The 15670-nt window shown below is 40.2% G+C and carries 17 protein-coding genes and 1 pseudogene; 11 read left to right on the top strand and 7 right to left on the bottom strand.

Annotated elements, in window-relative coordinates; translation table 11 throughout:
* Window positions 1–223: 223 nt before the first annotated feature.
* Genes AB1L08_RS18400 through AB1L08_RS18390 form a run of 3 tightly spaced genes read right to left on the bottom strand, consistent with a single transcriptional unit; the run spans window position 224 to window position 1575 of the window.
* Entirely contained in the window at window positions 224–760 is a 537-nt protein-coding gene (locus AB1L08_RS18400) for a helix-turn-helix domain-containing protein (RefSeq protein WP_413066092.1), read from the bottom strand.
* Entirely contained in the window at window positions 753–953 is a 201-nt protein-coding gene (locus AB1L08_RS18395; RefSeq protein ID WP_413066091.1) for an ABC transporter ATP-binding protein, read from the bottom strand. Before AB1L08_RS18395 ends, AB1L08_RS18400 begins: the two co-directional genes overlap by 8 nt.
* Before the next feature lie 25 nt (window positions 954–978).
* A complete protein-coding gene (locus tag AB1L08_RS18390; RefSeq protein WP_413066095.1) occupies window positions 979–1575 on the bottom strand; it encodes a dipeptidase in 597 nt (198 codons plus the stop codon).
* A gap of 472 nt (window positions 1576–2047) precedes the next feature.
* Between AB1L08_RS18390 and AB1L08_RS18385 the strand changes: the two are divergent.
* The 9 genes and pseudogenes from AB1L08_RS18385 to AB1L08_RS18345 form a co-directional block, all read left to right on the top strand.
* Window positions 2048–2426, top strand: a pseudogene (locus tag AB1L08_RS18385) (IS66 family transposase); the annotation flags it as partial.
* Window positions 2427–2723: 297 nt separating this feature from the next.
* Window positions 2724–4769, top strand: coding sequence for a hydantoinase/oxoprolinase family protein (locus AB1L08_RS18380; RefSeq protein WP_413066090.1), 2046 nt, complete (start codon window positions 2724–2726; stop codon window positions 4767–4769).
* Window position 4770: 1 nt separating this feature from the next.
* A complete protein-coding gene (locus AB1L08_RS18375) occupies window positions 4771–6522 on the top strand; it encodes a hydantoinase B/oxoprolinase family protein (RefSeq protein ID WP_413066089.1) in 1752 nt (583 codons plus the stop codon).
* 178 nt (window positions 6523–6700) lie between these two features.
* A complete protein-coding gene (locus AB1L08_RS18370; protein WP_413066088.1) occupies window positions 6701–7465 on the top strand; it encodes an IclR family transcriptional regulator in 765 nt (254 codons plus the stop codon).
* 52 nt (window positions 7466–7517) lie between these two features.
* Window positions 7518–9125, top strand: coding sequence for an OPT/YSL family transporter (locus tag AB1L08_RS18365; RefSeq protein ID WP_413066094.1), 1608 nt, complete (start codon window positions 7518–7520; stop codon window positions 9123–9125).
* Window positions 9126–9155: 30 nt separating this feature from the next.
* Window positions 9156–10244 (top strand): M24 family metallopeptidase, encoded by a 1089-nt coding sequence (locus AB1L08_RS18360; protein WP_413066087.1) that lies wholly within the window; start codon window positions 9156–9158, stop codon window positions 10242–10244.
* 351 nt (window positions 10245–10595) lie between these two features.
* Window positions 10596–10802, top strand: coding sequence for a helix-turn-helix transcriptional regulator (locus AB1L08_RS18355; RefSeq protein ID WP_413066086.1), 207 nt, complete (start codon window positions 10596–10598; stop codon window positions 10800–10802).
* A gap of 30 nt (window positions 10803–10832) precedes the next feature.
* Window positions 10833–11210 (top strand): permease, encoded by a 378-nt coding sequence (locus AB1L08_RS18350; protein ID WP_413066085.1) that lies wholly within the window; start codon window positions 10833–10835, stop codon window positions 11208–11210.
* Window positions 11211–11250: 40 nt separating this feature from the next.
* Entirely contained in the window at window positions 11251–11433 is a 183-nt protein-coding gene (locus AB1L08_RS18345; protein ID WP_413066084.1) for a hypothetical protein, read from the top strand.
* 294 nt (window positions 11434–11727) lie between these two features.
* On the opposite strand, the gene AB1L08_RS18340 is transcribed toward AB1L08_RS18345, so the two are convergent.
* The 4 genes from AB1L08_RS18340 to AB1L08_RS18325 form a co-directional block, all read right to left on the bottom strand.
* Entirely contained in the window at window positions 11728–12222 is a 495-nt protein-coding gene (locus AB1L08_RS18340) for an RDD family protein (RefSeq protein WP_413066083.1), read from the bottom strand.
* Window positions 12223–12273: 51 nt separating this feature from the next.
* On the bottom strand, window positions 12274–12813 hold the full coding sequence (locus tag AB1L08_RS18335; RefSeq protein WP_413066093.1) for a CPBP family intramembrane glutamic endopeptidase: 540 nt from the start codon (window positions 12811–12813) through the stop codon (window positions 12274–12276).
* A 413-nt stretch (window positions 12814–13226) separates the two neighbouring features.
* Window positions 13227–13826, bottom strand: a complete 600-nt coding sequence (locus AB1L08_RS18330) for a hypothetical protein (RefSeq protein ID WP_413066082.1) — start codon at window positions 13824–13826, stop codon at window positions 13227–13229.
* Between the two features lie 64 nt (window positions 13827–13890).
* Window positions 13891–14505, bottom strand: a complete 615-nt coding sequence (locus tag AB1L08_RS18325; RefSeq protein WP_413066081.1) for a TetR/AcrR family transcriptional regulator — start codon at window positions 14503–14505, stop codon at window positions 13891–13893.
* 154 nt (window positions 14506–14659) lie between these two features.
* Here AB1L08_RS18325 and AB1L08_RS18320 point away from each other — a divergent pair, with 154 nt between their 5' ends.
* Window positions 14660–15229 carry a hypothetical protein gene (locus tag AB1L08_RS18320; protein WP_413066080.1) on the top strand — a complete coding sequence of 190 codons (570 nt, stop codon included), beginning with the start codon at window positions 14660–14662 and terminating at the stop codon, window positions 15227–15229.
* Window positions 15192–15467 carry a hypothetical protein gene (locus AB1L08_RS18315; protein ID WP_413066079.1) on the top strand — a complete coding sequence of 92 codons (276 nt, stop codon included), beginning with the start codon at window positions 15192–15194 and terminating at the stop codon, window positions 15465–15467. Before AB1L08_RS18320 ends, AB1L08_RS18315 begins: the two co-directional genes overlap by 38 nt.
* Window positions 15468–15670: the final 203 nt, after the last annotated feature.

The following is a 15670-nucleotide window of genomic DNA, read 5'->3' as shown; positions in this document are numbered from 1 at the left end:
GGTTCTCATCCTTATCGGTCACGTAGAACTACTCTATGTGACCCAAATCATCGGTTCTCATCCTTATCGGTCACATAGAACCACTCTATGTGACCCAAATCATCGGTTCCCATCCTTTTCGGTCACGTAGAACCACTCTATGTGACTCAAATTATCGGTTCTTACAGAAACGAGCCAATGAAGAGATTCGCCGCTTATCATTTGGCGACTTTTTGAAATTCCTCTAAAAACTTGCCGGAGTCATTGCCCATATAGAAATGGATGTTTCATTCGTGTGATTGACAAACCGATGGGGTATGGTGCTGTCGAATTGGATGCTGTCTCCTTCTTGCAAAATATACTCTTCTTCCCCAAGTATAATCGTAAGCTGCCCCCTGATTACAAAACCACATTCTTCACCGTAATGAGTGATGCGTTGCCGGTCTTCCTGGCCAGGGTCCAGTTCGATCAACAGCATCTCCAGATTGCTCTTTGAATTCGGTGAGAGTAACTGGTACTTCACTTTGGAGTTCGGGAGCATGATCGTCTTTCGTGCATTTTTCCGGACGACCAACTGCGACTCTTCTTGATACGATAAGAGCGAAGCAATTGTAATATCCAGGCCTTTGCAAATCTTTAAGAGAGTCGTCATGGTTGGGTCGGCTTTCTTCCTTTCAATTTGGCTCAGCATTCCGATGCTCACGCCGGAGGATTCCGACAGTTGTTGAAGGGAGAGGTTTTTATCCATACGTATTTTCTTCAGTTTGGAGCCGTCAAACATAAGCTTCGTTCCCCGTTTCCTTTGATAACTTCGGCAGTGAAGAAAATAATTTCTTTGTATATTCCTCTGACGGTTTTTTGAAAAGTTCTTCAGTCTCTCCTTCTTCAACTAATTTCCCGTGATATAAAACTCCAACCCGGTCGCTCATATATCGGACGACACTCATGTCATGCGAAATGAACAGGTTTTTCATACTGCTTTTATCCTCCCTTTGTAAATCATTGCAATCTGTTTAGAAAATGGCAAAAACCACAGCTGCTCATTCTGCGGATCAAGTCAGGTATTTTTGTGGCATCTTCCAGCCCTATCGTCATATTGGACATATCACTGCCCAGATTGTAGGTTTGCAGATAATCGACGAAATCAAACCCAAATCCAACATGATCGATCCCAACAAGCTCAGCAATGTAGATGATGTGATCGATAAACCGGTCTATTGTTGGTTCGTTCTGATCAACAAAGCTTTCATAAGCATTCACACCAATCAGCCCGCCACTGTAGGAAATCGCTTTCAATTCTTCGTCAGTTAAGTTCCTTTCGTGGTTACAAAGGCGTCTTGCATTACTATGGGAAGCAAGCAACGGCATGTCCGTTATTCTGACGACGACCAGGAAAGAATGGTCATTCAAATGAGAAACATCGATTATCCACTGATGCTTTTCATGTTCTTTGATCGCTGCGATTCCATCTTCGCTCAGCCCCAAGTGACTGCTTTGATAACCCCCTGTGCCGCCTGCTATAAAATTGGTTTCGTTCCAGGCGAAAATCGAATGTCTGATTGACTTTTGATTGAGCTCGTCAAATGCATTGGCAATCTTTTCTTTGTTCGTTGCACCTTCTCATTCTTCAATGAATGTAAGCCCTTCAATTCCAAGATAAATGAGAACTTGTCATTTTGGAATGCGTTCTGAATGGATGTTAGATCGGTGACGATTCAATTTTGTCTGATCCTTTCACATCTGCCAAAGCATGTTGGACAAGAGCGTTGAACCGGTTTAATTTGTTTCTTTTAAAGATTGGTTCTACCCAAAAACTCCGATAATTCCAGACACTCCTTTCTTTAATTTGGGAAGATGAATGTTCTCGAAGACATTCCTTTCACCTCTTTCTCTGCGAAAAGCAATATCTGTAAAAATATCGGAGTGCAGATCAACGATTTTCAAATTTTCACTCCCATTCACCTTTTTAACATATAATAAATTTTCTATTATATTAAAATAATACCATCAGCACTGTGGTATATCAAGACGTATCATCATGTTGGATGGGTTAGTAATTTCGCAGCAGCAAACACCACGCGTACTGCCAAAAGCTCACTTGGCAGAGCGGTCAAATATTGTCGTAACCAATGGGAACGTTTGAAGGCTTTTTTTGGAGGCGATCGTCTGGAGATCGATAATAATCGAGGAGAACGGTCAATCAAGCCTTTTGTGATCGGCCGCAATTATCTGCTTAAGAACATAACCGCAAAAACTGGCTGTTCATCAATACTGCAAAAGGAGCAAGGTCCAGCGCGCTCATTTATAGTGTTGTGGAAACAGCCTAGGAAAACGGATTGAATCCATACGACTACCTTAACTATCTGTTTCAGGAGCTTCCCAATATCGATACGACGGACAAAACAAAATTGGCCGAATTCCTCCCATGGTCACCGGCACTTCCCTAGGACTGCCATTTTCCTAATAAAACCAAATAAAGTATTATCGAAATCCCCATCTAAAAACAGGCGGGGATTATTTGATGCTTACAAATGAAAAATTGGTGTTATACCTCTCTTCTTCTTCAAGCGGTGTTGGAATTTATTGAGAGCAATTATGAAATCGATTCAAATAAGTAGCCGTTACATATTGATAATTTTCTATAAATTAAATATAATAAGCGTATAACTTTTTAAGAACCATTGGTTCTAATATAGAGACAAAGCTTTTGACAAATAAAATTTATTTTTAAAGGTGGTTTTTACATGCGAGTTGCTACGGATATTGGGGGCACATTTACCGACCTTGTGTATGTAGATGATAGTGGAAAATTTGGAGTTGCAAAGGCCCATACAACACCTGCTCAATTTGAAAAAGGCGTTATGAACGTACTTGAAAAAAGCGGAGTTTCGCCGAAGTCCATTGATATGTTTATTCATGGCTCAACGGTTGTCATAAATGCATTAACTGAAAGAAAAGGTGTCAAGGTAGGGCTGATTACAACAAAGGGAACACGAGATGTTCTTGAAATCGCCAGAGGAAATCGGCCTGACCTATATAATTTTCGCTATCAAAAGCCCGAGCCTTTTGTGGAACGTCATTTGCGCTTGGAAATCGATGAACGGCTAAACTATAAAGGGGAAGTCATCACACCTCTAAACGAAGAACAGCTTCCTGAAATTCTCTCCTTTTTTAAGAAAGAAAAGGTTGATGCGATTGCTGTTTGCTTCCTGCATTCTTATATCAATCCGATTCATGAAAAGAGAACAGCAGAACTCATTAAGCAGCTATGGCCGGATGTTGCCGTTACAGCTTCCCATGAAATTACAAAAGAATGGCGTGAATATGAGAGAACAAATACAACCGTTTTAAATTCATACGTAAAGCCGATTGCAGGTTCCTATATTGACAACCTAAAGAAAAAACTGCAGGAACATCAAGTAAACAGCCGTACCTATATTATGCAATCCAATGGCGGAGCAACCACCTTTGAAGGAGCCAAGCATTCACCTATTCATATGGTAGAGTCCGGGCCGGTTGCAGGAATTTATGGTGCAGCAATACTTGGACAAATTTTGAACGAAAAAAATATCATTGCCTTTGACATTGGCGGGACAACAGCAAAATGCTCATTAATTACAAATGGCGAGGTTAAGGTTTCAACAGATTACTATATTGAGAAGAGTGATGCCACAGCGGGCTATCCGCTGAAAGTTCCAGTAGTAGATATTGTTGAAATTGGCAACGGCGGAGGATCGATTGCATGGATTGATTCAACAGGATCATTAAAGGTTGGACCACAATCAGCGGGAGCTGTACCTGGTCCTGTTGCATACGGTCAAGGCGGGGAAGAGCCAACAACAACTGATGCAAACTTAGTGTCCGGGCGCCTATCAAAGAAAAACTTTGACTATGAAGTTAATTTAGAAAAAGTAAAGCAGGCCATAATGGATAAGGTATCTTCCCATTACGACCTTACAATGGAAGAAGGGGCGATGGGGATTATCGATATTGCCAATTCCAATATGCTTAATGCACTTAAATTAATTTCTATTCGAAAAGGATATGATCCAAAGGACTTCACAATGATTGCCTTTGGAGGCGGGGGCCCAATGCATGCAGCGGCACTTGCCAAGGAACTAGGGATAAAAAAAGTGATTATTCCAGTTGCATCGTCCGTTTTCTCTGCCTGGGGGATGCTTATGACTGATCTTCGCCATGATTATATTCAAACCCATATTAATCAATTAAAAGATATTGATTTGCTTGCAATCAATAAAGAATGGGAAAAAATGATTTCCCAGGCCTATCATCAATTCATTGAAGAAGGCATGGATAAAGATCAGGTTGTATTTAACCGTTTTGTCGATATGAGATATATAGGTCAGGAGCATACGGTTAAGGTGCCTGTACCGAATGCCGAATGGACAGAAGAAACCATAGAGGAAATCGCAGAAAGATTTCACCAGCTTCATGAACAAAATTACACCTTTAAACTGCCTGAAGCAGAGACAGAAATCGTCAATCTTCATTTAACCGGATTCGGAAAAGTTGATAAACCGGTTATACAAAAGTTAGCGGCGACTGGAAAAGCCGTTCACGAGTCGTTAAAGGAAGAACGGCCTGTTTATTTTAAAGATGAGGGTTGGATACAAACAAAAGTTTATGACCGCGGACAAATGGAACCAGGCATGAAGGTGATGGGCCCGGCAATTGTTGAAGAGCGTTCGGCTACGACGTTGATTCATGCGAATCAATCATTAGAAATGGATGCATACGGAAATTTAGTGATTGATACGGAGGTAGAGTAATATGCCAACTACAGATAAGGTTAACATCAATCCATTTACACTTGAAGTGATTAAGGATTCACTTATGTCAATTGGAGATGAAATGTTTCTTGCTCTTGCAAGGACGTCCATGAGTCCCATTATCTATGAAGTACTTGATTATGCTTGCGGTTTAACAGATGCAAAGGGCCGACTGATTAGCCAGGGAAATGGGGTCACTAGTTTTATAGGAATGCTGAGCCCGATGGTTCAGCATGTATATGAAAAATTTGATTACGGTAAAGGCTTAAAAGACGGGGATATTATCATCATAAATGATCCGTATGTTGGCGGAGGTTCCCACCTTTCTGATGTCGGTCTTGTTATGCCGATTTTCTATAAAGGAGAATTGATTGCGTTTTCTGCCAACAAAGGACATTGGACAGAAGTCGGCGGAAAGGACCCGGGTTCTTTTACAAGTGATTCTAATGAAATTTATCAAGAAGGGCTCCAATTAACGGGGGTAAAGCTGTTTGATGAAGGAAAAGTCAACCAGGCTGTAGTGGATATTATTGAAGCTAACGTTCGGCTTCCTGAGCTGTCTTTAGGAGACATGTGGGCGCAAGTAGCTGCTCTAAAAACGGGTGCAAAAAGAATTGTAGAATTATGTGATAAACACTCAAAGGATCTAGTCATTGCAGCGATTGATAACTTATTAAAACAAGGGGAAATGTTTGCAAAAAAAGAATTGGAACTTCTTCCAAAAGGGATCTTTACTGCTGAAGACTTTATTGAGGGGGATCCCAAAAAGGGCGGCCCATATCCAATCAAGGTTCAGATAACAATTACCGATGAGGAATTCATTTGTGATTTTCGCGGAAGCCATCCGCAGGTAACAAATCCAGTAAACTGTTCCTATTTCGGCTTGCTGGCAAGTGTACGTGTCATGTACCTGGCAATTATGAGGCCGGCACAAAATAATATTAATGAAGGAGTCTTTCTCCCATTAAAAATATTAACGGATAAAGGTTCAATTATTTCAGCTGAAAGGCCGGCACCTGTTTCTATGAATTTTGAAGGCCGGATTGGAGGAGCAGAACTTATTTGGAAAGCATTGGCTCCGCTGCTTCCGGATCGTTTAACAGCTGGACATTTATTGTCAGTATGTTCGGTTGTCTTATCCGGCCAGCACCACGATACGAATTCTCCCTTCCTCATTGTTGAACCTTCTGTAGGGGGCTGGGGTGCCGGTGAAGGTATGGATGGCCAGCGCGGCCAGTTCTGTATGGGAGACGGGGAAACATACAACATTCCGATTGAAGTGGCCGAAACTAGATATGGTGTATTAGTAGATGAATATAGCTTACGCTGCGATGGAGCAGGTGCCGGTGAATATATCGGCGGATCTGGCGTTATTCGTTCCTACCGGGCGTTAAGTGATGATCAGAAGCTTTCTGCTACCTTTGGGCGACACCAATTTAGACCCTGGGGAATGAAGGGCGGAGAGAATGGCTCTTCAAACTACGTAAAAATCTTGAAAAAGGATGGCCAGGTTGTGGGACCATTAGGAGTCACAGCAAGATACCCATTAAATCAAGGGGACGTGGCTCAATTAGTGACCGCAACAGGTGGGGGATATGGAAATCCATTAAAACGCCCGGCAGAAAAAGTTGCAAAAGACGTAAAAAATGGGTATATCTCCGCCGCTCAGGCAAAAGAAAAATTCGGCGTAGAAATCGACCCAATCACCTTTGAAATTCGTAAACTAACAGAACAAAGAAAAAACATTCGTTAAACATAATAACGGTCGTCCCCCCTGAGCGAAAACACGAACTGGGGGGAAGCCCTTTTACCTCAACCATTTAGAAGATTCGCTATTGATGGATTAGTTGTATTACGGTATAATCCCTTTAATGATTATAAATGAAACAATGTCTCTATTATAGAGACAAAATAAAAAGGTGGTGGGTGCTTTGTCATTGAAAACTTTAGATAATTCTTTGGAGTTGCTGAAATATTTTACGAGAGAAAAACCCTCCTGGGGGGTGAGGGAACTGGCGAAGGAAATGGGAATTAGCCACTCCATTGTTTACAGAACTCTTGCGTCCTTTGAAAAGTACGGTTTTTTAAAGCAAGATCCTGTTTCTAAAAAGTATGAACTTGGTTTTCGATTTTTAGAATATGGGCAAATGGTCAAGGAAAAAATGCGTCTTTCTGAAATCGTTTATCCGATTATGAAAAGACTGGCTAAAAAGGCCGAGGAATCCGTTTTCCTCACTTGGCTTGATAAATTCGACGGAGTTACTGTTGAAATTGCGGAAAGTGACCATCCAATCAAATACGACGTTTCGTTGGGGACAAGAACACCGCTTTATGTTGGGGCCTCTTGCAAGGTCATCATGGCTTATCTGCCAAAAGAAAAGCAGCAAGATATTATCACTCAAGGATTGAAAGCATTTACAAGAAAAACCATTTTAGACGAAGATACATTATTGCAGGATTTAGCTGAAATTAAGAACAAAGGCTGGTGCTATTCAGCTGGAGAATTTTCTGAAGGCGTATTCGGCTTGGGAGTTCCCTTGTTTAACACCGAAAATGAGGTTATTGCTTCATTAACCATTTGCGGTCCCGAATATCGGGTTGAGGAAATGAACATGGAAGAGGCGTTAATTCAGCTGAAAAAAGAAGCGTCTGAGATACAAGGCTATCTTAATCATTTCAGCGGCAATTATAAGTGAATATAATGAACATTACATCAAAAGGAGGAGGACATGAGTGAAAGATAACAGGATGATAGAAAGGGAGCACCCATCAGCCTTTGAACCTATGGTCCTATTAGTGACGGTTGCCACAGCAGTAGTTGGAGCTATCATCGGGGTTCAGTTAATTACTTCTTTAGGAATTTCCGCAAATACTTCAATTATTGGAGCCATTTTTGCGATGCTGATTGCCAGAATCCCTGTTCAAGCGTTAATTAAGTTTAAATCTGTTCATAGGCAGAACCTGGTACAGTCCTCTATTTCAGCAGCGACTTTCGGAGCAGCGAGCAGCTTGCTTCTGCCAATTGGAATTCCTTATGTTTTGGGATTGAAAGAATTGGTGATCCCTCTCTTTATAGGTGTTACACTTGCCATGTTTTTAGATGCGCTTTTACTTTATAAATTCTTTGATTCAAAAGTTTTCCCTGCCAGGGAGGCATGGCCTCCAGGGATCGCTACAGCCGAATCCATTAAGGCTGGTGATGAAGGAGGAAAAAGAGCAAAGCTATTAACTATCGGAATCGGAATAGGGATTGTAGGGTCTATTCTTAAGGTTCCAATGTCAGCGTTCGGTGTCGCTTTTATCGGTAATATATGGGCCCTGACCATGTTTGGAATTGGTTTATTACTGAAAGGTTATTCAGTACCCCTTTTTGGCTTTGATATAAGCGAGCATTATATACCTCATGGCTTCATGATTGGTGCAGGTGTTATTGCTTTGTTCCAGGTAGTTTTCTTAATTTTTAAAAAGAAAAAAGTAAACAATGTGGACCAAACAAAGGATGAGGAGGCTGCCGCTGCAATAGAAGATGGTCCATTTACAAGATCAGAGAAGGATATTGGACAAGGCTTTGGTTACGGTTTTATCGCCTACATTGCCATTGCATTGCTCTTAGCTTTTATGGGCGGGGTTATGACAGACATGTCTCCAGGCATGATTATAGGCTTTCTGCTATTTGCAGCTATTGCCGCATTTGCGCACGAATTAATTGTCGGAATTGCAGCTATGCATGCCGGCTGGTTCCCGGCATTCGCGGTTGCATTAATAACGCTTATTATTGGTATTTTAATCGGATTTCCTGCCCCGGCCCTTGCACTTCTTGTCGGCTTCAGTGCATCTACCGGTGTGGCCTTTGCGGATATGGGTTATGATTTAAAAACAGGCTACATGCTCCGCGGAAACGGCAGCAATCCCGACTTTGAACGAAAAGGCAAACGCCAGCAGCTTTTTGCTGGAATGATTGGATTTTCTGTAGCTGCAATCGTTGTATTGTTAACTTATGAAAGCTTCTTCTCGCGTGGAGCCATACCTCCGGTTAACCACGTATATGCCGCAACCATCGAATCAGGTGTTTCCCCTGCCATTGCAAAGCAATTATTTATCTGGGCAATCCCAGGTGCTTTGATTCAATTGATTGGCGGTTCTAAAAGACAAATGGGTGTATTATTCGCAACAGGATTATTATTGACCAATCCTATCGCAGGCTGGGCAGTGTTAGCCGGTATTCTTATTAGATTCTCAGTATTAAAGTGGAAAGGTAAAGAAGTAGAAACACCAATGACGATTTTAGCTGCAGGTTTTATTGCTGGTGATGCGTTATATAGTTTCTTTACTTCTATCTTTAAGATTGGTAAATAATGTAGAGTTGATACTGTTAGGAGATTGCTTATGTTAAATACCAGGGTAGACAAGCTCTTGTCTCTTATGAATGATCATCAATTGGATGCAGTCATTTTTGTACCATCAGAAAATATGTATTATTTTACAGGTATTCCTCTTCATGCCAGTGAAAGGCTGACCCTGGCACTTGTAACAAAGGGCGGGGAAAGGATTTTGCTCGTACCTGCCGTTGAATTAAACAAAGTGAAAGAGGAAACAGGTGAAACCGTTTTTTTTTACTCGGATGAAGAGGGGCCGAATGCGGCCCTTCAACAACTGAAAGATAAGATCGGACACTTAAAAAAGGTTGGCTATGTTTATGCTGAAACACGAGTTAGTGAAGAAAAATATATAGAAAAATTGGACTTCGAATGCAGCGTAGATATAGGAAAGCTGGTTCCAAGCATACGCATGTTTAAGGAAGCAGAAGAAATTGATAACATGCGGGGGGCTGTCAAAATTGTAGAAGAAAGCTTGTCGGCTACACTTCCTTATATTGAACCAGGTGTGAGTGAACTTTCGATAGCAGCGCGGCTGGAATTTGAAATGCGCAGCCGAGGCTCTGAGGGAACACCATTTAAAACAATTGTTGCCTCTGGCTATCGAGGGGCGCTTCCGCATGGCAGGGCCTCTAATAAAACCATTGAAAAAGGCGATCTGGTCGTACTTGACTACGGTGCTATCTATAATGGCTATGTTGCCGATATCACAAGAACCGTTGCAGTTGGATCTGTCACAAACGAAACGAAGAAGGTATATGAAATTGTAAAAAAAGCAAATGAATCAGCGATTAACCGGATTAAACCGGGAGTGAAAATTCATGACCTTGATGAAGAAGCAAGGGATATCATTCGACAAGCCGGCTACGGTGATTATTTTACACATCGGCTTGGTCATGGAATTGGCCTAAATGGACACGAAGAACCGTTTATTATGCAAAATAATGAAATGGTCTTGCAGCAAGGCATGGCCTTTACTATCGAGCCCGGCATTTATCTAAAAGACAAATTTGGTGTCCGAATTGAGGATAATTTGATTGTTACCGACAATGGAAGCAGGAATTTAATGACGTTTACAAAAGATTTAATTGTATTGTAACAAAAGGAGCAGCGGCATTTTCGCCGCTGTTTTTTTAAAAAATAAAGCACTTCTGTAATCAAATTTGTGAAATTACAAATGTGCCAAGGTTTCAATTTATAGAAATCCATCGCAAGGCCACAAGCAATCATTCTTTATTCCATTAAGGGTCGATGGAGTAACAAAAAAGCCAAATTTCTCAGGGGTAAAATTGAGAAATTTGGCTTTTTATTGGTATTTCCTAGCGTGTAAATATGGGTTTAGCTAATGGCACCCCTAAATGATCAAATACATAATTTAATAACAATTTGTAAAGTTACCTTTACGTAAAGGAAACTTTACAATATAATGATGGTATAGAGGTGATTGTGGTTGAGAAACAACGTACCTGAGTACAGAAAAAAATATGGCTACTCGCAAGACAGGTTAGCAGAAAAATTAAAAGTTTCTAGACAAACCATTATTTCAATTGAAAAGGGAAAATATAACCCCTCGCTGCCTTTGGCCATGAAAATGGCGGAATTATTTGAAACAAATGTAGAAAGCCTATTTTTTTTGGAGGAAGAAGATTATAAGTGAGGGATTGTTTAAAGATGGGAGGAATGTAAAGTGGATTATTCAAGAATATCCTTTTTCGTATTAGGTATCTTTTTTTCGGTTATGGGTGGGTTTATGATATGTGCTAGTTTTATGACAAACTCTGTCCCTTCATCCATGGTTTATATTCAATTGGCTATGGCGATCATGAGTTTTTGTTTAAGCTATTTGTACCCGCAGTTTAGACAGAAAGATGAACGTATGAAGCTCATTAGGCAAAAGGGGATGCTTGCTTCTTTTGTTGCCTTGATGATCTATTTATTTGTCTTTAATATTGGTTTGCAATTTGACTTCTTCATTTTAACTGCAAATGAACTCATTCATATTTTGACGGCATTAATAATAAGCACTGTATTTATTTCTCTTGTTGTTTATTCTAAAATTTATTGATTTAAACGTTCGGGAAATTGATTAAAAGGAATGAGGATTAATGGAAAAATATTTTATGTTGACAGTTATTATTGTTGGTTTCTTGGTGTCAATTACTATTGCTCGCAAAGAAAAGGATGAAAATAGCTCCTTAACAAAAAAGGGGTTTATGAAACTAATGGGGCTTTTTGCAATCATATTTATACTGGCAGTTATTTTTGTAGCTATTAATTATCGGCAATAAAGGGATACCCTTTTTAAGGCATCTCCTTGGAATCGGTTTGGTTAACCTTTACTTTCCACAAAAAAGAGGTGCCATTCCTATTTGTCGAACGAAGACAAAACATATTTGCAACACTCAAGTTGTTTACTGGAAGCAAATCAAAAAAAGAGCTTCAGCCCTTGCAGGAAAAAGGGATGTTTTCCTCGCAAGTAAAGTATAACTTGAAAAGAAAATTTTCTTCAAAAGAAGTTTTTCTGTGTCCAGCTCTGACGGACAGGCACGATTGTTCGACAAAATTCGGGGAGTGACACCTGCTTAAAATTCTATTTTTGTACCTGCTATTAAATCACCTAAATGACGTTTATCTTTTCTAAACAATCCCATAAACAATAATACTAACCCAAGGAAGGTTCCACTATTTGCGATAATGATTGCTGTCTTATCAAAATCATTATATATTCCATGGATAACACCCACATGTCCCAATTGCCCCGGTAAAAACTTTATTATATTTCTTAATAAACTTGAGCTAAATCTTCGGTTTGCGTAAGTCAGCTTCAATCCAGCTACCCTTTTCCCAATAGACCCATTTTTAAAATAATCCAAGTAAGAAAAAATCAGGATAATTGGTATCACAGATGTAAAAGCTGCAATTAGCTGCGCTTGTGTTTCGGTATATTCTGGGATCCTCTTAAAAATTAAAAAGATGATCCCCAGGTTGGCAATTAATAACAGAATCAAATACACAACGATGATTAAATAGTCAACAAGTAATTCTATTAATCTACTTTTAATTGGGATATTGTTCATCTAGCACCTCTGTAGTTCATAAAATAATCACGCCCAATTGCGGAAGAACGCTTATTCATATAATTTTGAGCCAGACATCCTTTTATTCAATATGAACAAGTATGCAATTAGAATTACATTAACAACGAAGACGATAATACTGCCTTCAATTTTATAGCTGCCACCTGATACTAATGGATTTCCTTGAAACGTACTGTTTAAGAGATTGGGATAATCGTTTGCCACAGATACACCGCCAAGTATAATCGCTCCTATTGTATTCCAAATGAAATGAACAACGATTGGTGCTACTATTGTATCTGTATATTCTAATAGTAATGTTACAAAAATGCTCATTGAGATAACATTAAGCACTGGGATAATACCTGCTTCAAATGCACCACCATGCATCGCAGTGAACAAAATAGTCGTTAAAATAGTCGCTGCAATTACATTATATTTATGCTTCCATAATTGATATAAATAACCTCTCACCAACAATTCCTGCATTGCAACATTCAATCGTGATGCCAAAATCCAAACCCATATGTAATCAATGTTGTTTTGACCTTCTATATTCATTGTTTTTGTAAGTAAAAGGACAGCTGCCACACTACCCAACCATAAGACACCTATCACAATACCTATTACGAGATTTTTAAAAAATCTTGAAGCTACGGGAATCTTAATTTTACCCCGTTCTATTACTGAAACAAAAATAACAGATAATAAAACTACTAAAGCAAGAGGTGTAAATTCCCACCATAATCGAGGTATGCCTGATGATTTGTTTGTATATCAGGCGTTAAAGAAATGAACATTGCCCATCCAATAAAAAAGATAACTGTTTTTGAAATTGTACTTATTAACCTTTTCATTCTTGATTCCTTTCAACCTTAGTAGCCGTCCACAGTTGGCATTCTGAATCCTCCGTTTCTTGATCAATCCATCGAACAGGGACGCATCCAAATAATTTGCCCATTGATTGAACCAGTATAGACTATTTAAATGTACTCCTGGTTTTTTTAATAAAATTGGTTGTTGCACCTTTGCAGCCAGCGCTTGAATTCGGCAGGTGTGCGCACATGATCGTCTAATACTGCAGTATAGATATCGAAGCTTTTTACTTGCTTTCCATATTCGGCTCGTGCGGCCCAAACGGTTTTAATGCTTAAAATAGAGACAATCGCTTCCGGAGTAAGACGATTAGGCATCGTGCGAATATGCTGCAGATCGGGCTGCTTATCAGGCTCGTCTACAAACCAAATATCCAGTTCCCATTTGTTTCCGCTGTTAGACTCGTACGTCATACCGAGAAAATAACCGTCGGGATAGGCCGGATCGGTGTTCCACTTGCCCGTATCGTTGATGAATTTCAAATCCCGGACTTGAGGATTTGACAGGAGTTGCGAAGCAATTTGTGAAATGGCAGCGATGTTCAACTTGGAACAAACGACTGTCATATCGAGGTCTCTCCAAACCATTAAACCAAGCGCCGCACTCCCTACTTTTACCGGTGTACCGGCTGCCGCCAGCAATTCGTTAAGGTGCATTTCCTCGGCAATCGCATCTGCTTCAGCTTGCAGCTGCAGCTGGCGGGCAAGCAAATCCTCCTGTTGTAACATTTTCCGCTCCTCCTAAGCAGCAAAAAGTATTTTTGTACGAATTTCACAAAAAAGGGGATCCGTTTTAGCTTTCGTCCTGCTCCTGAGGCTTCCCCCGTCCACCTACCCCATAGAAGAACAACTCCATCAATTGATCCATACTCCAGGTTGTCCGTTCTTGATTCGTTGCCTCCCAATACCGGTACAGTTCATTCTGGAATATCGTGAAATAACGCATCATCATCTCTTCAGTTTGCTCCTTCCGAATATACCCCTCTTGCTTTCCAAGCGCAACAAACTTTTTAAAAAAGGGGACGATCTTCTGCTCGCTATAACTGTCCACCATCTGCATCAACCCGCTCACCTCGGAGGATGGAACTTTCGGAAACTCGTTCCCTAAAATTTTCAGGTTTTTAGCCTCCAACAGCATGATTTCTTTCGTCTTCTCGGGAAAAGATAACTCGGAATCCAGAATGTTCTCATACTGTGCCAGCTGCTTGTCCATCCAATTGATCAGGGAATCGGTATAGAGCTGTTCTTTCGTACCGAAGTAATTATAGATGGTTGCAGGGGAAACCTTCGCTTTATCCGCAATCTCGTTCACGCTGACCTTCTGAAAGCCGTATTTGAAAAATAACTCAATCGCTGCAGCGAATATTTGCTCCATTTTTTTCTGTTTCCGTCGTTCGTAGCCGTTCATCCACTTTCACCTCATATGTAGTGTAACCAAAGTTTTAGACTGGTTCAATATAAATATTACAAAACATATTGAACAATCGGATTTGTACAGATATAATGGTTTTAGAGTTTAATACTATACAAAGTACATAACTTTGATGAGAAGAGGTGACGAAATGAGACAACTTCGAATTCCTTCTTTTTTGCACGATGTATTTGGTGAAACACAGTCTGTTGCATCCATTCTGACGATACTGCTTTTTGGCGGAATACTAACAGCTGCGTTATATGACAGATTCCCGGAATTGACCGGCCATTTGCCGGCCTGGCGCAGCGGCCTGGCATTATTATTGATATTCGATGTTTTTGCCGGCTGCATAGCGAATTTTACGGCTTCAACCAGCAACTTTTATGCGGCGCGCAAAACAAATCGGATCGTATTCATTGCGATCCATGTCCATATCGTCCTTATTGCCCTTCTGCTCAATACCGATATCGGGTATTCACTGGGGATATGGGCTTATACGATTTTCGGAGCATTTATCGTAAACGCCCATATCGGTAAGCATTCGCAATTATTCCTAGCAGGCTTGCTTTTGTCTGCTGGTTTGGGCTGCATGCCCATGCTGCCGGGAATAACGCCTTATATGCTGATCATTGGCGAACTGTTTTTGGTAAAAGTATTGTTTGGCTTCGCCGTCGATCATTATGGAAAAACAAAACATAACACCGGTGAAGGAGCATGAAAACTACGCTTGGAATGATCAAACGAAAAACAGGCTCCTGCTGCAACAGGCGGTGAAGGAGCGTGAAAGGCTACGCTTGGAATCATCAAGCTGGGCAAGGCTGTATTACCCAATTTTTTTCACTAATATGGATAAAAGCAAGATAAATGAAAAAGAAATTGGTTTATTTTCTATATCCAATACGATGAAATTGCGTCTTTCTTTTAAAATTCTAATGATTCGTCACCGAGGTCTTTAACGGCCTATTTTTTTTGTTCTATTTTTTATTTCCACTTTATGATCAGTAACCTTAGTTAATGTTTTCATTTTTATGGAAAGTCTCAAACATGCTGCCTTTTTTTATCTTTTTTTTAGAATCATTTTCTCTACCCTGAAAATATAACTAACGAACTGCTAAAAAAAGCAATACTAAGCTAACCGGCTATACCCTAATTTCCAGAA

This window comes from Siminovitchia jepli (assembly GCF_047228825.1).
In the GTDB taxonomy this organism is placed as follows: domain Bacteria; phylum Bacillota; class Bacilli; order Bacillales; family Bacillaceae_C; genus Siminovitchia.
Note: the sequence above shows the minus strand (reverse complement) of the source record. Positions and strands in the feature narration are given on the sequence as shown.